The sequence below is a fragment of the Brevundimonas sp. genome (genome assembly GCF_035999125.1).
Lineage (GTDB): Bacteria > Pseudomonadota > Alphaproteobacteria > Caulobacterales > Caulobacteraceae > Brevundimonas.
Window position 1 is genome coordinate 147,139 of sequence record NZ_DASYGX010000006.1, and the last position, 19,016, is coordinate 166,154.

Here is a 19,016-nt window from a genome sequence, read left to right on the forward strand (position 1 = left end):
TCAGTCTCCTCGAGCTTTTGCGCTCTTTGCCTGTAAGTTGGCGAGATGCCGCTCCCAGAGGTCCGGTCGCCGCTCCCGCGTGGTGATTTCCCTCTGCTCCTGGCGCCATTGCGCGACCTTCTTGTGGTCGCCCGACAGCAGGACCTCGGGGATGTCGAGCCCCTCGAACGTCCGCGGTCGCGTGTACTGCGGATGCTCCAGAAGCCCGTCCTCGAAGCTTTCGGACGACAGGCTTTCGCCTGAGCCGAGCACTCCGGGGATCAGTCTTATGCACGCCTCGATCGCCACCATCGCCGCCGCCTCGCCACCGGCCAGGACCGCGTCTCCGACGGAGACCTCCTCGAACCCCCGGGCGTCGAGCACCCGCTGGTCCACCCCCTCGAACCGGCCGCACAGCACGACGATCCCGTCGCCTTGCGCCCAGTCCTTGACGCGCGCCTGGGTCAGGGGCCGACCCCGGGCGCTCATGTACAAAAGCGGCCGCCGCGGCCCGGAAAGCCCGTCAAGAGCCCTGGCCACCACGTCCGCCTTCAACACCGCTCCCGGTCCGCCGCCCGCAGGGGGGTCGTCCAGGAAGCCGCGCCTATCGTCGCTGAAGCCCCGAATGTCAACCGTTTCCAGCTTCCACAGGCCCCGCTCATGCTGCGCCGTCCCGATCAGCGATACGCCCAGCGGGCCCGGAAAGGCCTCCGGAAACATGGTCAGGACGGTGGCGGTGAAGGGCATGTCTCAGCTGATCCAGGTCTGCTCGCAACGCTCGACCGTCCAGCCCGCGAACCCCGAGCGCAGCCGGCAGCGCACGCCTTCGCCGGCCCACGGCCCCCACATCGCGCTGCTTTCGATCACCGCCCCCTGGCCGTCATAGCTCGGCTTCTGGAAGCTGACGTAGCGATGCCCCGAGGGGGCGCCGTCCGGCTCCGGCTCCGTGGCCGCCGGATCGTAGACCTGGGGGACGGCCAGACCGTGTCGGCTCCAATCGCACCGGGGCGCCCAGCCACGTCCATCGTTCAGCCACAGAGGCAGGGAAGGGCGATCGGTGGCGTTGAAGCCATAGTGCTCCTTGGCCACTGCGGCGATCACCGCGCAGTCGTCGCCGTCGCCGGACGTCGGCGTCTGAGGTTCCGCCGGTGTGGCGCAGCCTCCCAAGGTGAGGGCTGCCAAGCCGATGCAGGCGACCTTCATCGTCTCGCTCCTACTGACTCCGCAGCCCGCTGATCGTGCGGCCCGGTGCGATGTCTTCGGCCGAGGTGATCAGGTGCACCAGCGCCGGAACCTGACGGGCCTTGGCCGCGTCGCGGGCGGTCTGGAGCGCGGCGGGGAAATCCTCCGTCGTCTCGCACCGAACGCCGAACGCGCCGAAGGCCTGAGCCCACATCACGAAGTCGGGGTTCTTCAGGTCGGTGGCGATGACCCGCTCGGCCCCCGGATAGTGCCCCTCCTGATGCATGCGGATGGTGCCGTAGGTTCCGTTGTCGACCACGATCACCACCGGGTTCAGACCGTGCTGGACGGCGGTGGCCATCTCCTGCCCGGTCATCAGGAAATCGCCGTCGCCGGCGACGCAGATCGCCTCGCGCTCGCGGTCCACGGCCTTGGCGGCGATCGCGGCGGGCCAGCCATAGCCCATGGCGCCCGAGGTCGGGGCCAGCTGGGTGCGGCAGGCGCGGTGGCGATAGAAGCGGTGCAGCCAGGCGGCGAAGTTTCCGGCGCCGTTGGTGACCACGGCGTCGGCCGGCACGGCGTCCATCAGGTGCGCCATGCATTCGCTCATGTTGACCGCGCCCGTCACCGGCACCGGCGTGGAGAAGGCCAGGAAGTCGGCGTGCGCCTGTTCCGCCTCGGCGCGCCAGTCGCGGCCCGGCTCCAGTCTGGTCAGGGCCAGGGCGGCCAGACTGTTGTCCGCCACGCCCGAGATCAGCGTCGGCCACACCCGGCCCAGCTCCTCCGGCCCCGGGTGCAGATGCACCAGCACCCCGGCCGTGTGGTCGCGGTCGAACAGGGTGTAGCCCTGCGTCGGGTTCTCCCCCAGCCGCGCGCCGATGGCGATCACCAGATCCGCCGCCTTCGCCCGCGCCGTCAGCCTGGGATTGCACCCCAGCCCCAGGTCGCCGGCATAGTTGGGCCGATCGTTGGAGATGATGTCCTTGCGCCGAAACGAGCCCGAGATCGGGATCATGTGCCGCTCGGCCCAGTCGGCCAGGGCGTGGCTGGCTTCGGTCGTCCAGCCGGATCCGCCCACCACGATAAGCGGCCGCTCGGCCTTTTTCAGCCGCTCGCCGACGTCCGCCAGCACGGCCGGGTCCAGCGTGGCCCTCGCCGGAACCACCGGCCGCTTCGGCGCCGGTCCGCCGTCGGCGTGCAGCAGGTCCTCCGGCAGGGCCACGACCACCGGACCCATGCGACCCTGCAGGGCGGTGGCGAAGGCGCGTTCGACCACCTCCACCGTGCGCTCCGGGCTTTCCAGCTCGGTCGCCCACTTGGCCAGGCCGCCGAACACCTCGCGGTAATCGACCTCCTGAAACGCCCCGCGCCCACGGTCGGTCAGGGCGATCTGGCCCACGAACAGGATCATCGGCGTGGAGTCCTGATGCGCCGTGTGCACGCCGATCGAAGCATGCGTCGCGCCGGGCCCGCGCGTGACCATGCAGACCCCGGGCCTGCCGGTCAGCTTGCCATAGGCCTCGGCCATGTTGGCGGCCCCCGCCTCGTGCCGGCAGGTGACGACCTCGATCCGGTCGCGCACGTCGGCCAGGGCGTCCAGCACGGCCAGATAGCTCTCGCCGGGCACGCAGAAGACCTTGTCGATCCCGTTGGCGACCAGGGTTTCGACGAGGCGGCGGGCGGCGGTGTTCTGCGGCTGGCTCATGCGGAGGCGTTAGCAGAGGGTGCGGCGGTTTGGCGATGGGGGCGGCGCAACCGAACGGCCACGCTTGGCGTTCACGGCCCAGGTTCAACCCCGTCGGAGACTGCTCCAATGAAGAAGATCGTCACCCTGACCCTGATCGCCGCGGCCATGGCCGTGTCGGCCTGCAACACCATCGCCGGCGTCGGCCGCGACGTCTCGGCCGCCGGCGACGCCGTCACCGGCGCCTCGAACGAAGCCCGGAACTGATCTGAAGCCACCTCTCCGCGCGCAAGGGCGCGTGGGGAGGACGGACCGCGAAGCGGTCAGGAGGGGGGCTCGGCGCCGAAACTTCGCCCATCGAGCCGCCCCTTCCTGGTCGTCGCAAGACGCCGACCTGTCCTCCCCATCCGCTTGCGCGGACGGGGGAAGTGACCTTTCAGTACTCCACGCCCGTCAGATACAGTCCGTCGCTCGGGGCGACCGGTCCGCAGGCGGACCGGTCGCGGGCGTCGAGCGCGGCCTTCAGATCGGCGGCGGACCACCGCCCCAGGCCGACCTCCACCAGACTTCCGGTCATCGACCGCACCTGCCGATGCAGGAAACTGCGCGCCGCGAACGTCAGCCGCACCTCGTCGCCGACCCGCTCCACCGCCGCGACGTCCAGCGTCTTCACCGGCGAGGCCGACTGGCAGTTCACGTCCCGGAAGGTCGTGAAGTCGTGCAGGCCGACCAGCGCCTGGGCGGCCGCATGCATGGCGTCGGCGTCCAGCGGCTTCTTCATGTGCCAGACCCGACCGGCGTCCAGGGCGGGCGGTCCGGGGCGGTTCATGATGCGGTACAGGTAGCGCCGCCCCGTCGCCGAGAACCGCGCGTGCCATTCCGGATCGGCCTCGGCGCAGTCCAGCACCGACACCGCCTCCTCGACCAGGTGGGCGTTGAGCGCGTTCATCACCGTGCGCGCCGGCCAGGCCTTTTCCAAATCAAAGCCGATCACCTGACCCGTCGCATGCACTCCCGTGTCGGTCCGCCCTGCCGCGAACAGCCGCACCGTCTCACCGCAGAAAGCCGTCAGCGCCGTCTCGATCGCGCCCTGCACGGTCGGCTGCCCGGCCTGGACCTGGAACCCGTTGTAGGCCGAGCCGTCGTATTCGACCGTAAGGCGGTAGCGCGGCATCGCTTTCTTTCCCTACCGCTCGCCGCGCGGCGGCTCGCCGCTTGAGGGGAGCACCGTCCCGATGGTTATCGGAAACCCGCGCAGCATCTCTTCGGCCGCCTGGGCCCCTTTGCCCGCGCGCTGCACGGTCATCAGCCGCACCACGCCGGCGCCGCAGGCGACGCGCAGCTCCTCGTCCAGCACCTCTCCCGCCGCGCCCGACCCGCGCGCTGACACGCGGCTCATCAGCGCCTTGATCCGCACCGGGCCGTCGGGGCCGGGCACCTCGAACCAGGCCCCGGGCGCGGGCGACAGGCCTCGAATATGGGCGTCCACTTCCGCCGCCGGGCGGGTCCAGTCGATGCGCGCCTCGGCCGGGGTGATCTTCTTCGCATAGGTGGCCTCGCCGACCTGCTCCACCGCCTCCAGCCCGCCGCGCTCCAGCGCCGCCAGAGCCCGGGGCCACAGGGCCGCGCCCACGTGCGCCATGCGCTGGCCCAGCGATCCCGCCGTGTCGTCCGGGGCGATCTCCATGACCTCGCTCAGCAGGATGGGCCCCTCGTCCAGTCCCGCCGACATCCGCATGATCTGCACGCCGGTCTGACGGTCGCCCGCCATGATGGCCCGCTGGATCGGCGCTGCCCCTCGCCAACGAGGCAACAACGACCCGTGCAGGTTCAGGCATCCCAGCCGCGGCGCCTCCAGAACCTCGGGTTTCAGGATCTGGCCATAGGCGACGACGCAGGCGGCATCCAGATCCAGCGACCGGAAGGTCTCGATCGCGTCCGTCGCCTTCATCGACTCCGGCGTGAACACCGGCAGGCCCAGGGTCTCGGCGAAGGCCTGAACCGGGGACGGCGTCAGCTTCTGCCCCCGGCCACGCGGCCGGGGCGGCTGGGAATAGACGGCGACGACCTCATGCCCAGCGGCGACGAGTTCGGCCAGCGAGGGCACGGCGAATTCTGGGGTACCCATGAAGGCGAGGCGCATGGGCGAGGCTTTAGCGTCAGGCCAAGCCGAGGAACAGGGCGAGGCCCCGATCGACGGCAGCCATATTGGTGGGCGTCAGACGGCCGATCACATCCTTCAACCGGCTGGTCGGCACGCTTTGCAGACGGTCCAGTTGCACCTGTGATGTGACCTGCAGGCCGTTTTCCGCGGAAGGCTCGATCGTCAGCCGAATGTCGTCGATCTCGGTCAACGTGCTCGTCATGAGCGCGATTGTGACGGAGCTGTGGCCGCGATATCGATCGGCCTGCACAATCAGAGCCGGTCTGGGTTTGCCATAGTCGCCCTTCATGACGACGATGACGACGTCGCCGCGCGTCAATCCTCGTCGTCCCAATCGAGGAATTCTTCGAGCTCGCGCACGAGAGCTTGCTCTCTAGGATCGGACCTCAGCGCCTCGATCTGGCGCCGAATGCGCGCGTCGTACTCAGGCGCGCGCGTGTCCGGCACCCAGATCTGGACTGGCCGGAGCCCCTGTGCCCGCAGGTTGGCCCGATGATCGGCGACACGCTTCGCGGAACTTCCCATTGGTTACATGTAACGCAAATGGGGACATAGGTCCACGGCTGCGCCTTCATCTCAGTGGGGGAAGATCATGCTGCCGAGTGCGTAAATCAGGACGCCCGCGACCGGCGGTCCCGCGAAAAAAGCGGCTACGATGATCAGGGCGCGAACCCACCATTTGCTGCCCACCGCGTGTCGCACCAGCCATCCTCCCCAGCACAGGGACGCACTCGCGTGAGCCTCAGTCCCAGCGGGTGAAGACTCCGCCGCCCTCGTCCCACTCGCCGCCGGCGTCCAGCGCGTCGTCGAAGCTCAGCAGGCGGTCGATGATCATGCCGGCCACCACGCCCGCCAGGGCCACCCCCAGCAGGGTGACGACGCCGGCCACGCCGACCTTTTCATTGCGGGTCAGGCGGCGACGCCCGCGCGGGTCGATGATGCGGTCGGGGCTGCGCTTCAAACGGGCCATCAGGCGGCCATCCTCGCGGCCTTCTTCACCTTGGCCATGGCCCGGTCGCGCTTCAGCCGGGACAGGTGGTCGATGAACAGCACGCCGTTCAGGTGGTCCAGCTCGTGCTGGAAACAGACGGCGTACAGGCCGTCGATCTCTTCCTCGACCATCCGGCCCTCGCGGTCCAGATAGCGGACGCGGGCGCGGGCGGGGCGTTCGACGCTGTCGAAATACTCGGGGATCGACAGGCAGCCTTCCTCATAGGGCAAGGTCTCTTCCGACGCCCACAGCACTTCAGGATTGACGAAGAAGCGGGGGTTGGGGACGCGGGCGGGCTCATCCTCGCCCTCCTTGGCCTCGGCCTCGGGATCCGGCGCGCCGTCGCCCAGATCCATGACCACGACGCGCGTCAGCTCTCCGATCTGCACGGCGGCCAGGCCGATGCCGGGGGCCGCGTACATGGTCTCCAGCATGTCGTCCATCAGGGCGCGCACGCCGTCGTCCACGGTCTCCACGGGCTTCGACACCTGCTTCAGCACGGCCAGGTCGGCGGCGTTGTCGACGGTCAAGATGCGGCGCATGGTCATGCGGTCGAGGTAGGCCCGAAGGCCCCTCGGGTCAAGAATTCCGGCCGTGGTGGTCGGGTTTCGATGCTGGCGAAGTCGGCTGCGGACGGCTATGGGCGCGCCCATGACCCAGGCCTCTTCCCCCGCCCGCTTCGACGTCTGCGCCGTCGGCAACGCGATCGTCGATGTGCTGGCGCCCTGCAGCCCCGCCTTTCTGGAGGCGCAGGGCCTCACGCCCGGCTCCATGCAGCTGGTCGACGCGGCTCAGAGCGCGGCGCTGTACGACGCCATGGCCGCGGGCGTCGAGGCGTCGGGCGGCTCGGCCGGCAACACGGTGGCCGGCGTCGGCTCTTTCGGCGGACGCGCCGCCTATCTGGGCAAGGTCGCCGACGACCAACTGGGTCAGGTCTTCGCCCACGACATCCGCGCCGCCGGGGTGCATTTCGACGTCGCGCCGCTGGTCGACGGCGTGGCCCAAGGCCTGGGCACCGGGCGCTGCCTGATCAACGTCACCGAGGACGGCCAGCGCACCATGTGCACCTTCCTGGGCGCCGCCAACCAGCTGACGGTCGCCGACGTGGATGCCGCCCTGATCGCCGACAGCGCGATCGTCTACTTGGAAGGCTATCTGTTCGATCCGGCCCCCGGCCGAGCCGCCTTCGAGGCGGCGGCCAAGGCCGCTCACGACGCCGGGCGCAAGGTGGCGATCACCCTGTCCGACAGCTTCGTCGTCCACCGCTGGCGCGCCGATCTGCTGGGCTTCATCCGCTCGTCCGCCGACGTCGTCCTGGCCAACGAGGCGGAGCTGACCGCCCTGTTCGAGACTGACGACTTCGACGCCGCCGCTGAGCGGCTGGCCGCCATGGTCGAGGTCGCCGCCGTCACGCGCGGCCCGGACGGCTCTGTTATCATCTCGGGCGACGACCGGGTGAAGGTCGCCGCCGTTCCGGTCGTCAAGGTCGTCGACACCACAGGCGCGGGCGACCAGTACGCCGCCGGCTTCCTTCTGGGCCTCGCCCGCGGCCTGCCGCTGGAAGACGCCGGCAAGCTGGGCTCCCTCGCCGCCGCAGAGGTCATCGCCCACTGGGGGCCGAGGCCGATGGTCTCGCTGGAGAAGTTGGCGAAGGACGCGGGGCTCAGGCTCGCCTGATCGTCACGTACAGCGCGCCGTCGCCGCCGTGCTTGCGGGCGGCGGGGGCGAAGCCGGAGACGACGCCGCGCAGCGCCGGAGCAGTCAGCCAGTCGTGGACGCTGGACTTGATGACGCCCGTGCCGCCGCGCCGGCCCTGACCGGTGATCACCAGCACCGCGCCGTGCCCGCGCGCCTGCGCGCCGATCAGGAACGCCGTCAGGGCGTCCTGGGCCTGGAACCTGCCATAGCCGTGCAGGTCGATGCGGGCGTCGATGGGATCGCGCTCGCGCGACAGGCGGCGCTGGCGGCGGGGCTCCAGCTCTTCGGGCACGCCTCGCGTTCGGGGCGCGGGCGGCTTCGACGGGCTCGGAAGAGCCGCAGGGGCAGCGAGGGGCCGTGACTTGAGAGATGGCGACGGCGCGGTCTTCGGCACGATGGCCGGCGCTTCCCCTCCGGCGACCAACAGCGGCTTGCGGCGCTTGTGCGGGACCGCCGACCCCGCCACCCGCGCCCAGATGCGGCGATCCTCGGGCGACAGGTCGTCCCGGCGGCTCATCGGCGGGTCACGCGTCTTCGGCGTCGTCGCCGCCGGCCTGGGGCCCCGGCACATGGCCCAGCAGGTCGCCGGGCGTGCAGTTCAGTTCGCGGCACAGGGCGTCCAGCGTCGAGAAGCGCATGGCCCGCGCCTTGCCGGTCTTCAGAATCGACAGGTTGGCCACGGTCACGCCGACGCGGTCGCTGAGCTCCGTCAGCGACATGCGGCGCTCGGCCAGCAGTTTGTCGAGTTGGACGCGGATGGCCATGGGCGCTCTTACACCGGGTCCGTCAGATCGTCAGTTCGGATTCGCGGCGCAGACGCGCGCCCTCTCGGAACACCTCCGCCAGCACGAAGACGACCAGGACGGAAAAAGCGGGGGTCACCAGGTTGAACGGGCTGGGCTCGTCCATGATCCCTCGGCCGAGCCGCGAAATCAGCATCTGGCCCACCCAGACGCCGCCGGTGACGGTGGCCAGGATCCAGCCGATCTGGCGCAGCCGCGTCACGTTTTCGGGCTGAAAGGGGTCGCCCAGGGTTAGGGTGCGGAACACCCGGCGCAGATTGCGAAGGATCAGGGCGAAGCCGGCGAAATAGCCGATGAAGGCGCCGACCCCGAACAGGGCGTGGGATCGGGGCAGGGGGATCTGGGCGCCGCCGGCGTCGTCGGTGACGTTCAGCGCCAGCTGGTCCATGGGGATGAAGGCCACGGTGATCAGCAGGACCACCCCGAGGCCGGTCAGCAGGATCAGCACGGCGTAGGCGACGTCCAGCGCGGTCTTCAGCAGGCTGGACACCGAGCCCGGCCCCAGGGCGCGCAGTCCGGGCAGCTTGGGCATGACCAGACGGCGGGGCGACAGGGGCATGGGAAACCTTTAAAGCCGGAGCCGGGGGATCGCCGCGCCGGCCCCGAAGGGACCGCGCGCGGCCTCCACCATCGCTTCGACTTTCATTCCGGTCAAAATCCCGCCGCTCAGAGAGCTTGCAGCAGGATGGCGACCAGGGCGGTCGGCAGGGCGGCCAGCAGGGCGCCGTTGACGACGGCATAGCCGACTTTTTCGGCGAACTGGGTGGCGGTCATGGCGTGCATCGTCTTTCTCCGTTTTTCCTGAGTGAGGTGCGTCATTGCTCTTTTCTTTCGACCGCTGCATTCCGATGCCCCTTTCGGTTTCTCGGGAGAACGATGCGGCCCCTCGTTCTTGAGATCATAGATAGGACGTGCGGGGCGACGATGCACGTTACATATCGTTTAACGATATTAAACTTAGGCAAGGTTGGCCGCTGGGAGCGCGACGCCGGATGAAACCGAGACTTATCAAGGGCATGCGCCTGGTGGCCGCGACGCATAATCCGGGCAAGGCGCGCGAGATCGCGGCCCTGCTGGACGGAAATTACACGATCGTCACGGCGGCGGAGGCGAACGTGCCCGAACCGGATGAAACCGAGAGCACTTTCGTCGGCAATGCGGTCCTGAAGGCGCGCCATGCGGCCCAGGCGTCGGGTCTGCCGGCGCTGGCGGACGACAGCGGGCTGTCGGTCGCGGCGCTGGGCGGGGCGCCTGGCATCTTTTCGGCACGCTGGGCGGGGCCGGACAAGGACTTCGCCCACGCCATGGCCCAGGTCGAGCGACGGCTGGAGGAGGTCGGATCCGACGACCGCATCGCCTGGTTCACCTCGGCCCTGGCCGTGGCCTGGCCGGACGGCCCGACGGTGGTCGTCGAGGGGCGCGTGGACGGCGTGGTGACCTTCCCCCCGCGTGGCGACCAGGGCTTCGGCTATGACCCCATCTTCGTCGCCGACGGCTTCACCCAGACCTTCGGCGAGATGGACCCTGCGGCCAAGGACGCCATGAGCCACCGCGCGCGGGCGTTCGAAAAGCTGAAGGCGGCGCTGGTTGACGACTGAGACGCCCGACCCCGGCACGGACCTCGCTCTCTACGTCCACTGGCCGTTCTGCGCCCGCATCTGCCCCTACTGCGACTTCAACGTCATGCGGGCCCGTGGCCAAGAGGATCGGGCGGCCCTTCTGATGGTGGCGATCCTCGACGACCTCAGGGCCCAGGCGGCCCTGACCGGCCCTCGCCGACTCGCCTCGATCTTCTTCGGCGGCGGAACGCCCTCGCTGATGGACCCGGCCGACGTCGCGGCGGTGGTCGAGGCCGCCCTCGCGCTCTTTCCCTGCCCGCCCGTCGAGGTCACGCTGGAGGCCAATCCCACGGACGCGGAGGCCGACCGCTTCGCCGCCTTCGCCGCCGCCGGGGTGAACCGCCTGTCCATGGGGGTGCAGGCGCTGGACGACGCCCAGCTGGCCTTTCTGGGCCGCAACCATTCGGCGGAAGAGGCGCGCCGCGCCGTCGCCGTCGCCGCCCGCATCTTCCCGCGCCTGTCGATCGACCTGATCCACGCCTTGCCGGGCCAGTCGGTCGCCGACTGGCGCGCGGCCCTGACCCAGGCCTTGGACCTCGGGTTCGAGCACGTCTCGCCCTATCAGTTGACCATAGCCCAGGGCACCGCCTTCGCCCGCGCCGTCGGCCGCGGCGACTGGTCCCCGCCGGACGAGGACCTGGCCGCCGCCCTCTATGAGGCCACTCAGGCGACCTTGGGGGCCGCCGGCTTCGACGCCTATGAGGTCTCCAACCACGCCCGCGGCGTCGCCGCCCGCTCGGCGCACAATCTCCACGTCTGGCGCGGCGGCGACTATCTGGGCCTCGGCCCCGGCGCCCACGGCCGGCTGACGGTGAACGGCGTCCGCACCGCCACCGTCGCCCACCGCGGGATCGACGCATACCTGGCAGGCGTCGAGGCGGGCGCCCCGTGGGAGGAGCGTGCCGACCTGTCGCCGGCGGAGGCGGCCGAAGAGCGCGTCCTTCTGGGCCTGCGCACCGTCGAAGGGGCGCCTCTGTCGGTGCTGAACGCCCTGCCCGCCGCCGCCCGCCCGCTGGCGCAGATGGTCGAGGAGGGCTTCCTGACCGTCGCCGCCGGCCGCGTCGTCGCCACCGCCGCCGGCCGTCCGCTGCTGGACGCGGTCACCAGCCGCCTGCTGACCGCTTGAGCGCGTCGCCCGACGCTGTCACGGTCCTCGCCATGCCTGACCCCAGCCCCTTTCCCCCCGCCGCGCCGCCGCCCCGGCCGGTCAGCCCGGGGCTGTATCTGGTCGCCACGCCCATAGGGAACCTGCGCGACATGACGCTGCGCGGTCTCGACGTGCTGGCCGCAGCCGATCTGGTGCTGGCCGAGGACACGCGCGTCTCGGCCAGGCTGCTGGCCGCCTATGGGCTTAAGGCGAAGCTGGAACGCTGCGACGACCACGCCTCCGAACGCGCCGCCCGGATCGCCGTCGAACGCATCGCCGAGGGCCACGTCGTGGCCCTCGTGTCCGACGCGGGCACGCCCATGGTCTCGGACCCCGGCTTCGTCGTGGCGCGCGAGGTGATCGCGGCGGGCCTGCCGGTGCATCCCATCCCCGGCGCCTCCAGCCTTCTGGCCGCCCTGTGCCTGGCCGGCCTGCCCGCCGACCGCGTCCTGTTCGCCGGCTTCCTGCCGCCCAGGTCCGCCGCCCGGAAGACCGCACTGGCCGAACTGGCCGAACCTGGCCGGACGCTGGTCTTCTTCGAAAGCGGCCCGCGCCTGGCCGCCAGCCTCAGCGACATGGCCGAGGTGCTGGGCGACCGCCCCGCCGCAGTTACGCGCGAGCTGACCAAGCTGCACGAGGAATGCCTGCGCGGCGCCCTGTCCGAACTGGCCGTCCATCCGCGCACGCAGGCGCCGAAGGGCGAGATCGTCGTCGTGGTCGGTCCCGGAGAGGTCGTTGCCGCCAGCACCGACGACGTCGACGCGGCCTTGGCCGAGGCCCTGACCCGCCTCGCTCCTGGGCCCGCCGCCGCCGAGGTCGCCAGACAGACCGGCGCGAGCCGCAAGGCGCTGTACGCCCGCGCGCTGCAGATGAAGGCCGGCGCGTGACCGGCCCCCGCCCCGACCGCCGCGCGCGGGGCGGGGCGGCCTGGCGTCAGGGGCATGCGGCGGAATGGCTGGCCGCGGCCTGGTTGATGCTGACCGGTCATCGCATCCTCGCCTTCCGCCTGAAGACGCCGCAGGGCGAGATCGACCTGCTGGCTCACAAGGACCGGGAGCTGATCGTGGTCGAGGTCAAGCGCCGCGCCGTCCGCGACGCCGCCGAACAGGCGCTCAGCCCGCAGCAGGCGCGCCGCCTGCTGGCCGCCGGTGAGGCGGTGCGCCGCTCGCGCCCCGCCCTGCGCGGATATGCGCTCCGCATCGACCTGATCGCCCTGGCGCCCGGCCGTCTCCCGCGCCACCTCAAGCGGCTGGCGTTCGACGGCTGAGCCTTGCGGTTCGGCGCCCGCGCGCCCATTCCCTTCGCACCGTCAGCTTCAGGAGCCGCGCATGACCCGGGTCGCCGTCCAGATGGACCCCATCGAGCAGGTGAACCCCCGCTCGGACACCACCTGGCTGATGATCCAGTCGGCGCAGGATCGGGGCTTTTCCGTCTGGACCTACGACTTCCGCACCCTGGCTTTGGAGAACGGCCGTCTGTCCTGTCGCGCCCGCCGCACGGTGCTGAAGGGGGATCTGGTCGAGCTGGGCGAGATGCAGAAGCTGGACCTGCACGCCGACGTCGATGTGGTGCTGATGCGTCAGGACCCGCCCTTCGACATGGCTTACGTCACCGCCACCTATCTGCTGGAGGCGCTGCGCGGCGACACGCTCGTCCTCAACGACCCGGCCGAGGTGCGGTCCGCCCCCGAAAAGCTGATGGTCACCCGCTGGCCGCAGCTGCAGCCGCCGACCCTGATCAGCTCGGACGTCGAGGCGCTGGAGGACTTTCACGCGCGCGAGGGCGATGTGGTGCTGAAGCCCCTTCACGGCGCCGCCGGCTCCGGCGTGGTGCGGCTGAAGGCGGGCGACCCCAACCTGGCCGCCCTGGTCGAGATCCACGCGACCGGCAGCCGCGACCCGCTGGTCATCCAGAAATTCGTCCCCCAGGTCTCGGCCGGCGACAAGCGCGTCATCCTGATCGAGGGCGAACCGGTCGGCGCCATCAACCGCGTGCCGTTGAGGGGTCAGGTCCGCTCCAACCTGCGCGTCGGCGGCACGGCCGAGGCGGTCGAGCTGACCGCCCGCGACCGCGAGATCTGCGCCGCCATCGGGCCGGAGCTGAAGGCGCGGGGTCTCGTCTTCGTCGGCATCGACGTGATCGGCGACTTCCTGACCGAGATCAACGTCACCTCCCCCACCGGCGCCCAGCAGCTGAAGGCGTTCACCGGCATCGACGCGACGGCCCTGATGTGGGACGCGATCGCGGCGCAGCTAGGTTGAGATCAGGGGCGGATCAACCTTCTCTCCCTCCGGGCGGAGGATGCGCCCTCTCTCTTCAGGAATTGTGCGAAAGACTCGCCGCACGTCCGAAAGCGGTCGCCCGGAACTTCAGCTACGGGTGGAAAGCGGACCACCCGTCGAGCTAGGTTCTTGGCATGAACGCTCGTAACGAAGCTTGCTTTCAAGACTGGCCCGCAGGCTGGTTGGTTGTCGCGTTTCCTCACGGGTTTGGCCTAGACCCTAGGTTTGCGGCGGCCATTGCAGCCATTGCAAATGGATCAACACTGGAAGCGAACGGCTCGCGCATAGACGATATTGGCGCGGTTGTGGACGACCCGACCCTTCTCGGTGCCGTGATCCGGCTCTTCGACGCCTCCGGGGAATGGGAGGCTCTGTGTTCGAACGTGGGCAGTTTCTCTCTCCTGGGCGCAACACCATCGGTGATGTCGGTGGTTTTTGATGCGAGGTCCCGTGCGGGCCTGCGGACGGAATTCGAGTCGTGGGTGAACGACAACGGTGTCGGCTTTGGCGAAACTGGACGCGCGTTCGCCATCGACCAACTCCTGCGCCTGCTGCGGCGCCCGTAGGTCCGCAACGGGTCGGGAGCGGTCTTGACCGCGAAGCCGTGAAGAGGCGCAGGGCCTGAGAGTCTTCTCGGCCGGCGGGCGCCGCCCGAACCTTCCCCAGTGAGCGCAGATGGCCGATGCGGCAGGAGGCTGGGGGAAGTTGCGCCGGCTTCCGCCGATTTCCTCGCCGCTTCAACGCCTCTCTCTGATCCAGCCCCGACTTTCTGTGACCACCTTTCCCCTGCGCCAGTCTGGACCCGTCCCGTCGCCCGGAGGGCTCGTAAGGCCTGCGACCTTGCGGCGGCGGGAGCGTGTGGCGCGGGGTCCGTCTCGAACGGAGCCGACCGTCCGCGTCCGGGCCTCACGCAGCGAGCGCCCGCGGCGCGAGCGGCAGCCCCCCAAGGAATGGAGCCGATGGGTCTCACCAAGAGATGAGACCCGGCAAGGGTCAGGGGGGATACCTGGACCGATCCGGGACCGTCCGCAGGGACGGCCCGCCCGCCGGGAGCGACTGCGGTAAGGCCCTAAGAGGGCCACCCGCCGCAAGCTCCCGGAAAAACCATGCGCGCGGAGCGTCGGTCTTCGTCGAAACGGTCATCACATCTTCTCCGGGCTCCGCGCCCGGCGCTCCGTCCGCCCTCCACCTCCGCGCGAAAGCGACGGAGCGCTCAATCGTGCTTGCCAACCACTGTGAGTTCATGTTCTGTTCCACGCAGGTCGACGGAGGCGGGCATGGTCGCGCGGGCGGTGACGGTGGCGTTCGACGGGGTGGACGCGCGGCGTGTGGACGTCGAGGTCCAGCTGGTCGGCGCGGCCCAGCCCAGCTTTTCCGTCGTCGGCCTACCCGACAAGGCGGTGGCCGAAAGCCGGGAGCGGGTGCGCGGCGCCTTCGCCGGCATCGGCCTGGCCCTGCCGCCCAAGCGCATCATCGCCAACCTGGCGCCCGCCGACCTGCCCAAGGAGGGCAGCCACTTCGACCTGCCGATCGCGCTTGCCCTTCTGGCGGCCATGGGGGTGATCCCGCTCGACGCGCTGGACGGCTGGTGCGCCGTGGGCGAACTGGGCCTGTCGGGCCAGATCGCGCCGGTCGGGGGAACCCTGCCGGCGGCGGTCACCGCCTCGGCCATGGGCATGGGCCTGATCTGTCCGGAGGCGAACGGGCCCGAAGCCGCCTGGGCCGGGGACGCGAAGATCCTGGCGCCCCGCTCGCTGATCGGCCTGATCAACCACTTCAAGGGCACGCAGCGCCTGTCCCAGCCCGAGCCCGGTCCCCTGCGCGCCGGCGAGGCCGTGCGCGACCTGCGCGAGGTCAAGGGGCAGGAGGGGGCCAAGCGCGCGCTGGAGATCGCGGCGGCCGGCGGCCACAACCTCCTGTTCGTCGGCCCGCCGGGATCGGGCAAGTCCATGCTGGCCCAACGCCTGCCGGGCCTCTTGCCGCCGTTGACGCCGCAGGAGCTGCTGGAGACCTCCATGGTCTGGTCCGTCGCCGGTATGATCGAACGGGGCGCCATCGCGCAGGACCGTCCGTTCCGCAGCCCCCACCATTCCGCCTCGATGGCGGCGCTGACCGGCGGCGGGCACCGGGCGCGGCCGGGCGAGGTGTCCCTGGCCCACAACGGCGTGCTGTTCCTGGACGAACTGCCGGAGTTCTCGCCCCAGGCTCTGGATTCGCTGCGCCAGCCGCTGGAGACGGGCGAGGTCACGGTGGCCCGCGCCAACGCCCACGTGCGCTATCCGGCGCGCTTCCAACTCGTCGCCGCCATGAACCCGTGTGGCCGCGTTGCTGTTTTGCTGTCGTCTGAAGCCGCTGCTGCTGAAGGCCGAGCGGCCGGAAGCGGCGCTTCGCCCAGGCGACAGTCTCGGCCGGCAGCTCGCCGCACGCCGTCAAATGCTCGGCCACCGCCTGATCGATGCGGCGGCCATCATCGGCGTCGATCCGAAGACGTGGATGTGGTGGGAACGGGACGAGCACGCGCCCACCGTCTGCCAATACCCGGCCATCATTCGCTACCTCGGCTACGAGCCGTGGCCGGAGCCGGCGACCCTCGGCGACCGGCTCCTCATAGAACGGCGACGGCGTGGGCTTTCCATCGCTGAGGCTGCTCGCGGCGTCCCCGTTGACGAAGGGACGTGGCGGCGCTGGGAGCGGGGCGATTGGAAGGTCACGCGCCGCACCGTTGGCAAGCTCGCAACTTTCCTTGGATGCTCACCCGGAAACTAGGAAATGTCGCGGTACCTGAGAGCCGTGTGGCTTGAGCCGAACAGCCGAGACTACAACTTCCATCTGCCGACAAAACGCACCGATTGCATCAATCAGCGAAGATGCGTTTCAGCCCGTTCGGACGGGTAGGTTGAGGCCCGATTCGATGGTGGTGGAGGCCATGCTCCATCATGTGCCGATAATGAGAGACAAGCTCACGATAATCAGGATCATCATCGGACAAGCCGACTGCGCGCCGGTAGTCGGTCCATACACGCTCGATCCAGCCGTGCAGACGCCAGAAGCGTGCATTGTAAATGTTCACAATGGGGTCGCCCAGGTTGACGGGACTCGATCCGTCGGTCCAACGATTGTGCAAATAGTTGTGGACTGCAGTTCGCAAATCCGGTGTGCGCACGGTCGGATCTTCGGCCGTCGGGCGGATGTTGGTTTCTAGAAAAAGCGCGAACTCATCCTCTGAACCAAACCACTGATGATCCGACTCGATCATTCTGATGCCTTCAGCTTTCTCGGCTGAGAAGGCGTCCCCGCTGGCCACAGGGTCGTCAGCATCATGCGGATCGCGGGGCGGTGTCGTCCATCCTTGGAACAGCTCCTGGTGCTGCGGAAAGTTTTCCAACAGCAACTGGAACATGGCGCGATGCATGGCCAGGAAGTGAAGCCCGTGGCCGGGCGCGCCTTCTTGATACTCCCCGCGAGACCATCCCATACTATCGCCGTAGGCGACGATCTCCGCAGCAGCTTGGTTGCCGTTTGCTGCCAGATGACGCCAAAAGTCGTAGCGCTGCTCGTAGTGCCACTGGTCGTGGTGTTCGCCCCATTGGAGTGACTGCATGTATGCATCGATTTCAGTCGGCAATCTCGGATCAGCCATATCGAGCTCCAATCGTGAGTGTTGCGGAGGTTTCCCACCTTCGACGGGTCGCTGACAGTTAACAAGGGTTGAGACGCTGAGAGATGGCGGCCGAGCCGGAGCCCGGCCGCCTCGAACTCACGCAGCGTTAGCCGCCTCCTCGCGCGCACTGATCATCCGCATCACGATCCGCCCCTGAAGCGGCACGGCATCGCAGCTGATGCTGAACCCGCGCCCGTCCTTGTTGGGCCAGGCCGCGCCGATGGGAGTCCAGATCGCGGCGTCACCATCCCCGCTCACGCGGTACAGGCGATGCGTCGGACGGCGGCCGGGAATGAGTGTGGGTTGAGACATGGGACAGGCTCCTCAGCTAGGTGCCGCGGAACCGTCCGCGGCTTCATGGGGAGCAAGGGGAGCGGGACATGAGCTGGCGGTCAGACCCCGCGCGAAGCGCGCCCGCAGGGAGCAAGCTGCACGGAATCGCCGGAAGGCGATGGAGGAAGCGCCGCTGGGTTGACCGGCGGCGGTCCCGCTCCAAAACGCTCAACCCACGAAGCCCGACGAGGCCGCGAGCGTCCGTGGTGGGACACTGCAATCCGGTCAGCCTGCCAGCTCTTTCCGAGCCGCAATACGCGTTCTGGTGTCAGCTTGAGCGTCTCTAATGGCGGCCTGCACCTCTGCCAGGTTGTCGAGTGTGAGTTGCAGGCGTGAAGGTGTCAGTTGCTCCGTCGTGGGCAGGTCGAGGTTCATTCGGTTGATGAAGTAAAATGCCAGGGACGTTCGCACCGAGATTTGCGTGTAGCCGCCCGTCATCCCATAATCTTTCTCGATCGCGCGTTTCTGCTCATCACTCAGCCCTGGGTGCGGGCTGATCTTGAGCGACACGTAGCGCTCCCACTCCAGATCGTCGGCCGGGTCATAGGCTACCGGCACGAGCGGCCCGATGTCGCTGATGCGCGCAAGCACATAGTCGCGAAAGGCCCCCTTCTCGGCAGACCATGCCCGCGCGTGCCACCTATGTCCGTCAAACGCGAGTGCGTGCGGCGCAATCACCCGGCGCCCGGAGCGGGTCAGGGACTGATAGTTGACTTCCATGCCCTGCCGCAGGCGGATCGCCTTCAGGATGTCGCGCAGACACTGCGGGTCGACGCTCCGGACGATATCGGGCGCGACTGATATGGGCGGCATGTCTCGAAACCAGATGTCGCGGCGATCAAGGACACCCGACAGGTAGGCGCGCAGTTGCAGGAGAACGCGATCCGCCGACAACTTCAGGAAGCGCGGTACCAAGCCTGGCGTAGGCAGGAAGCCCTTCTCGGTGGCGTTGTAGTCGAAGTTGCCGGGCTCGATCTCGCGATAATTCTTGATGTCCGCAGACGCTTGCGGGGTCGAGATGTCGAACGCCTGCTCAATGTCGTCCCGAACGAACCGGCCGTCCCAGAACAGCTTCCACTCCATAAATTCGTAGCGCCGACGCTGTGACCACGTCGCGCGTGGGTCGGGCTCGGACATAAAAACCCCCATAGTCTCTTGACGGGTAAATAAACTTGACCCATATAGTTTGTAGCCGGGTCAACCGGCACCGTCTCTCACAATCGGCCGGGACGCAAGCCCGGCACTCCCCGAAAGAAGTCGACGCCCATGCCGAGCTACTACGCCAACACCAACCCCCAGGCCAACGGCGACCACGAGGTGCACACGGACTCGTGCCGCTACCTTCCGTCGCCGCAGAACCGTGATCCGTTGGGCTACCACCTCACGTGCCAGCTCGCCGTCGCCGAGGCCCGCCGCCGCTACCGGCGCGCCGACGGCTGCTACTGGTGCTGCACCGCCTGCCACAAGCGCTAA

General features: G+C 69.1%; 25 protein-coding genes and 1 pseudogene. 11 read left to right on the plus strand and 15 right to left on the minus strand.

What is annotated here, in order from left to right; genetic code table 11:
* From trmD to VGN45_RS04630, 3 genes are read right to left on the minus strand one after another with little or no spacing between them, the layout of a single operon-like run.
* Positions 1 to 726, minus strand: a complete 726-nt coding sequence (trmD, locus tag VGN45_RS04620; protein WP_327459841.1) for a tRNA (guanosine(37)-N1)-methyltransferase TrmD — start codon at positions 724 to 726, stop codon at positions 1 to 3.
* A gap of 3 nt (positions 727 to 729) precedes the next feature.
* Positions 730 to 1,182, minus strand: coding sequence for a hypothetical protein (locus VGN45_RS04625; RefSeq protein ID WP_327459843.1), 453 nt, complete (start codon positions 1,180 to 1,182; stop codon positions 730 to 732).
* 10 nt (positions 1,183 to 1,192) lie between these two features.
* Complete coding sequence (locus VGN45_RS04630) at positions 1,193 to 2,866, minus strand: thiamine pyrophosphate-binding protein (protein WP_327459845.1); 1,674 nt, start codon at positions 2,864 to 2,866, stop codon at positions 1,193 to 1,195.
* A gap of 108 nt (positions 2,867 to 2,974) precedes the next feature.
* Here VGN45_RS04630 and VGN45_RS04635 point away from each other — a divergent pair, with 108 nt between their 5' ends.
* Positions 2,975 to 3,112 carry an entericidin A/B family lipoprotein gene (locus VGN45_RS04635; protein ID WP_125255452.1) on the plus strand — a complete coding sequence of 46 codons (138 nt, stop codon included), beginning with the start codon at positions 2,975 to 2,977 and terminating at the stop codon, positions 3,110 to 3,112.
* A gap of 169 nt (positions 3,113 to 3,281) precedes the next feature.
* Here the strand turns inward: VGN45_RS04635 and truA are convergent, their stop codons facing one another.
* From truA to def, 6 genes are all read right to left on the minus strand, one after another.
* Positions 3,282 to 4,019 (minus strand): tRNA pseudouridine(38-40) synthase TruA, encoded by a 738-nt coding sequence (gene truA / locus VGN45_RS04640; protein ID WP_327459852.1) that lies wholly within the window; start codon positions 4,017 to 4,019, stop codon positions 3,282 to 3,284.
* A 12-nt stretch (positions 4,020 to 4,031) separates the two neighbouring features.
* Positions 4,032 to 4,988, minus strand: a complete 957-nt coding sequence (gene fmt, locus VGN45_RS04645; RefSeq protein WP_327459854.1) for a methionyl-tRNA formyltransferase — start codon at positions 4,986 to 4,988, stop codon at positions 4,032 to 4,034.
* 16 nt (positions 4,989 to 5,004) lie between these two features.
* Positions 5,005 to 5,328 (minus strand): type II toxin-antitoxin system PemK/MazF family toxin, encoded by a 324-nt coding sequence (locus VGN45_RS04650; protein WP_327459856.1) that lies wholly within the window; start codon positions 5,326 to 5,328, stop codon positions 5,005 to 5,007.
* Positions 5,325 to 5,534, minus strand: a complete 210-nt coding sequence (locus tag VGN45_RS04655; protein WP_327459858.1) for an antitoxin MazE family protein — start codon at positions 5,532 to 5,534, stop codon at positions 5,325 to 5,327. The genes VGN45_RS04650 and VGN45_RS04655 overlap by 4 nt, the downstream gene beginning before the upstream one ends.
* A gap of 217 nt (positions 5,535 to 5,751) precedes the next feature.
* Positions 5,752 to 5,979 carry a hypothetical protein gene (locus VGN45_RS04660; RefSeq protein WP_327459860.1) on the minus strand — a complete coding sequence of 76 codons (228 nt, stop codon included), beginning with the start codon at positions 5,977 to 5,979 and terminating at the stop codon, positions 5,752 to 5,754.
* Positions 5,979 to 6,548 (minus strand): peptide deformylase, encoded by a 570-nt coding sequence (gene def / locus VGN45_RS04665; protein WP_327459862.1) that lies wholly within the window; start codon positions 6,546 to 6,548, stop codon positions 5,979 to 5,981. Before def ends, VGN45_RS04660 begins: the two co-directional genes overlap by 1 nt.
* Before the next feature lie 103 nt (positions 6,549 to 6,651).
* Between def and VGN45_RS04670 the strand changes: the two genes are divergently transcribed.
* On the plus strand, positions 6,652 to 7,677 hold the full coding sequence (locus VGN45_RS04670) for an adenosine kinase (RefSeq protein WP_327459864.1): 1,026 nt from the start codon (positions 6,652 to 6,654) through the stop codon (positions 7,675 to 7,677).
* Here the strand turns inward: VGN45_RS04670 and VGN45_RS04675 are convergent.
* Genes VGN45_RS04675 through VGN45_RS04685 form a run of 3 tightly spaced genes read right to left on the minus strand, consistent with a single transcriptional unit; the run spans position 7,664 to position 9,060 of the window.
* A complete protein-coding gene (locus VGN45_RS04675) occupies positions 7,664 to 8,215 on the minus strand; it encodes a Smr/MutS family protein (RefSeq protein WP_327459866.1) in 552 nt (183 codons plus the stop codon). The two genes, VGN45_RS04670 and VGN45_RS04675, sit on opposite strands and share 14 nt — an antisense overlap.
* A 7-nt stretch (positions 8,216 to 8,222) precedes the next feature.
* Positions 8,223 to 8,462: a helix-turn-helix transcriptional regulator gene (locus VGN45_RS04680; RefSeq protein WP_327459868.1), complete on the minus strand. Its 240-nt coding sequence runs from the start codon at positions 8,460 to 8,462 to the stop codon at positions 8,223 to 8,225.
* Positions 8,463 to 8,484: 22 nt separating this feature from the next.
* Entirely contained in the window at positions 8,485 to 9,060 is a 576-nt protein-coding gene (locus tag VGN45_RS04685) for a DUF2975 domain-containing protein (RefSeq protein WP_327459870.1), read from the minus strand.
* 433 nt (positions 9,061 to 9,493) lie between these two features.
* Here VGN45_RS04685 and rdgB point away from each other — a divergent pair, with 433 nt between their 5' ends.
* The 8 genes and pseudogenes from rdgB to VGN45_RS14645 all read left to right on the plus strand — a co-directional run bounded on the left by rdgB (position 9,494) and on the right by VGN45_RS14645 (position 16,315).
* Complete coding sequence (gene rdgB, locus VGN45_RS04690) at positions 9,494 to 10,099, plus strand: RdgB/HAM1 family non-canonical purine NTP pyrophosphatase (protein WP_327459872.1); 606 nt, start codon at positions 9,494 to 9,496, stop codon at positions 10,097 to 10,099.
* Positions 10,089 to 11,246 (plus strand): radical SAM family heme chaperone HemW, encoded by a 1,158-nt coding sequence (gene hemW / locus VGN45_RS04695; protein WP_327459874.1) that lies wholly within the window; start codon positions 10,089 to 10,091, stop codon positions 11,244 to 11,246. The genes rdgB and hemW overlap by 11 nt, the downstream gene beginning before the upstream one ends.
* Positions 11,247 to 11,278: 32 nt before the next feature.
* Positions 11,279 to 12,154, plus strand: a complete 876-nt coding sequence (rsmI, locus tag VGN45_RS04700) for a 16S rRNA (cytidine(1402)-2'-O)-methyltransferase (protein WP_327459876.1) — start codon at positions 11,279 to 11,281, stop codon at positions 12,152 to 12,154.
* The gene (locus VGN45_RS04705; RefSeq protein ID WP_327459878.1) at positions 12,151 to 12,534 is read left to right on the plus strand and encodes a YraN family protein; all 384 of its coding nucleotides are present in this window, start codon (positions 12,151 to 12,153) and stop codon (positions 12,532 to 12,534) included. The genes rsmI and VGN45_RS04705 overlap by 4 nt, the downstream gene beginning before the upstream one ends.
* 61 nt (positions 12,535 to 12,595) lie before the next feature.
* Positions 12,596 to 13,528, plus strand: coding sequence for a glutathione synthase (gene gshB, locus VGN45_RS04710; RefSeq protein ID WP_327459880.1), 933 nt, complete (start codon positions 12,596 to 12,598; stop codon positions 13,526 to 13,528).
* A 155-nt stretch (positions 13,529 to 13,683) separates the two neighbouring features.
* Positions 13,684 to 14,115 (plus strand): hypothetical protein, encoded by a 432-nt coding sequence (locus tag VGN45_RS04715; RefSeq protein ID WP_327459882.1) that lies wholly within the window; start codon positions 13,684 to 13,686, stop codon positions 14,113 to 14,115.
* Between the two features lie 711 nt (positions 14,116 to 14,826).
* Positions 14,827 to 15,867 (plus strand): annotated as a pseudogene (locus VGN45_RS04720) (YifB family Mg chelatase-like AAA ATPase); the annotation flags it as partial.
* Positions 15,868 to 16,042: 175 nt separating this feature from the next.
* Complete coding sequence (locus tag VGN45_RS14645; RefSeq protein WP_414643387.1) at positions 16,043 to 16,315, plus strand: helix-turn-helix domain-containing protein; 273 nt, start codon at positions 16,043 to 16,045, stop codon at positions 16,313 to 16,315.
* A gap of 88 nt (positions 16,316 to 16,403) precedes the next feature.
* Here the strand turns inward: VGN45_RS14645 and VGN45_RS04725 are convergent, their stop codons facing one another.
* The 3 genes from VGN45_RS04725 to VGN45_RS04735 form a co-directional block, all read right to left on the minus strand.
* Positions 16,404 to 17,189, minus strand: a complete 786-nt coding sequence (locus tag VGN45_RS04725; RefSeq protein ID WP_327459884.1) for a hypothetical protein — start codon at positions 17,187 to 17,189, stop codon at positions 16,404 to 16,406.
* 117 nt (positions 17,190 to 17,306) lie between these two features.
* The gene (locus VGN45_RS04730; protein WP_327459886.1) at positions 17,307 to 17,522 is read right to left on the minus strand and encodes a hypothetical protein; all 216 of its coding nucleotides are present in this window, start codon (positions 17,520 to 17,522) and stop codon (positions 17,307 to 17,309) included.
* A 246-nt stretch (positions 17,523 to 17,768) separates the two neighbouring features.
* Entirely contained in the window at positions 17,769 to 18,680 is a 912-nt protein-coding gene (locus VGN45_RS04735) for a WYL domain-containing protein (protein ID WP_327459888.1), read from the minus strand.
* 129 nt (positions 18,681 to 18,809) lie between these two features.
* On the opposite strand from VGN45_RS04735, the gene VGN45_RS04740 reads away from it, so the two are divergent.
* On the plus strand, positions 18,810 to 19,016 hold the full coding sequence (locus VGN45_RS04740; RefSeq protein WP_327459890.1) for a hypothetical protein: 207 nt from the start codon (positions 18,810 to 18,812) through the stop codon (positions 19,014 to 19,016).

Excerpts from the sequence above, each read along its gene's own strand:
- fmt (WP_327459854.1), bottom strand. The coding sequence starts at position 4,988 with ATGCGCCTCGCCTTCATGGGTACCCCAGAATTCGCCGTGCCCTCGCTG.
- rsmI (WP_327459876.1), top strand. The coding sequence starts at position 11,279 with ATGCCTGACCCCAGCCCCTTTCCCCCCGCCGCGCCGCCGCCCCGGCCG.
- VGN45_RS04630 (WP_327459845.1), bottom strand. The coding sequence starts at position 2,866 with ATGAGCCAGCCGCAGAACACCGCCGCCCGCCGCCTCGTCGAAACCCTG.
- VGN45_RS04730 (WP_327459886.1), bottom strand. The coding sequence starts at position 17,522 with ATGTCTCAACCCACACTCATTCCCGGCCGCCGTCCGACGCATCGCCTG.
- truA (WP_327459852.1), bottom strand. The coding sequence starts at position 4,019 with ATGCCGCGCTACCGCCTTACGGTCGAATACGACGGCTCGGCCTACAAC.
- VGN45_RS04675 (WP_327459866.1), bottom strand. The coding sequence starts at position 8,215 with ATGAGCCGCCGGGACGACCTGTCGCCCGAGGATCGCCGCATCTGGGCG.
- VGN45_RS04735 (WP_327459888.1), bottom strand. The coding sequence starts at position 18,680 with ATGTCCGAGCCCGACCCACGCGCGACGTGGTCACAGCGTCGGCGCTAC.
- VGN45_RS04660 (WP_327459860.1), bottom strand. The coding sequence starts at position 5,979 with ATGGCCCGTTTGAAGCGCAGCCCCGACCGCATCATCGACCCGCGCGGG.
- rdgB (WP_327459872.1), top strand. The coding sequence starts at position 9,494 with ATGAAACCGAGACTTATCAAGGGCATGCGCCTGGTGGCCGCGACGCAT.
- VGN45_RS04625 (WP_327459843.1), bottom strand. The coding sequence starts at position 1,182 with ATGAAGGTCGCCTGCATCGGCTTGGCAGCCCTCACCTTGGGAGGCTGC.
- VGN45_RS04740 (WP_327459890.1), top strand. The coding sequence starts at position 18,810 with ATGCCGAGCTACTACGCCAACACCAACCCCCAGGCCAACGGCGACCAC.
- VGN45_RS14645 (WP_414643387.1), top strand. The coding sequence starts at position 16,043 with ATGTGGTGGGAACGGGACGAGCACGCGCCCACCGTCTGCCAATACCCG.
- VGN45_RS04655 (WP_327459858.1), bottom strand. The coding sequence starts at position 5,534 with ATGGGAAGTTCCGCGAAGCGTGTCGCCGATCATCGGGCCAACCTGCGG.
- VGN45_RS04685 (WP_327459870.1), bottom strand. The coding sequence starts at position 9,060 with ATGCCCCTGTCGCCCCGCCGTCTGGTCATGCCCAAGCTGCCCGGACTG.
- VGN45_RS04725 (WP_327459884.1), bottom strand. The coding sequence starts at position 17,189 with ATGGCTGATCCGAGATTGCCGACTGAAATCGATGCATACATGCAGTCA.
- gshB (WP_327459880.1), top strand. The coding sequence starts at position 12,596 with ATGACCCGGGTCGCCGTCCAGATGGACCCCATCGAGCAGGTGAACCCC.
- VGN45_RS04715 (WP_327459882.1), top strand. The coding sequence starts at position 13,684 with ATGAACGCTCGTAACGAAGCTTGCTTTCAAGACTGGCCCGCAGGCTGG.
- VGN45_RS04670 (WP_327459864.1), top strand. The coding sequence starts at position 6,652 with ATGACCCAGGCCTCTTCCCCCGCCCGCTTCGACGTCTGCGCCGTCGGC.
- VGN45_RS04635 (WP_125255452.1), top strand. The coding sequence starts at position 2,975 with ATGAAGAAGATCGTCACCCTGACCCTGATCGCCGCGGCCATGGCCGTG.
- trmD (WP_327459841.1), bottom strand. The coding sequence starts at position 726 with ATGCCCTTCACCGCCACCGTCCTGACCATGTTTCCGGAGGCCTTTCCG.
- def (WP_327459862.1), bottom strand. The coding sequence starts at position 6,548 with ATGACCATGCGCCGCATCTTGACCGTCGACAACGCCGCCGACCTGGCC.
- VGN45_RS04680 (WP_327459868.1), bottom strand. The coding sequence starts at position 8,462 with ATGGCCATCCGCGTCCAACTCGACAAACTGCTGGCCGAGCGCCGCATG.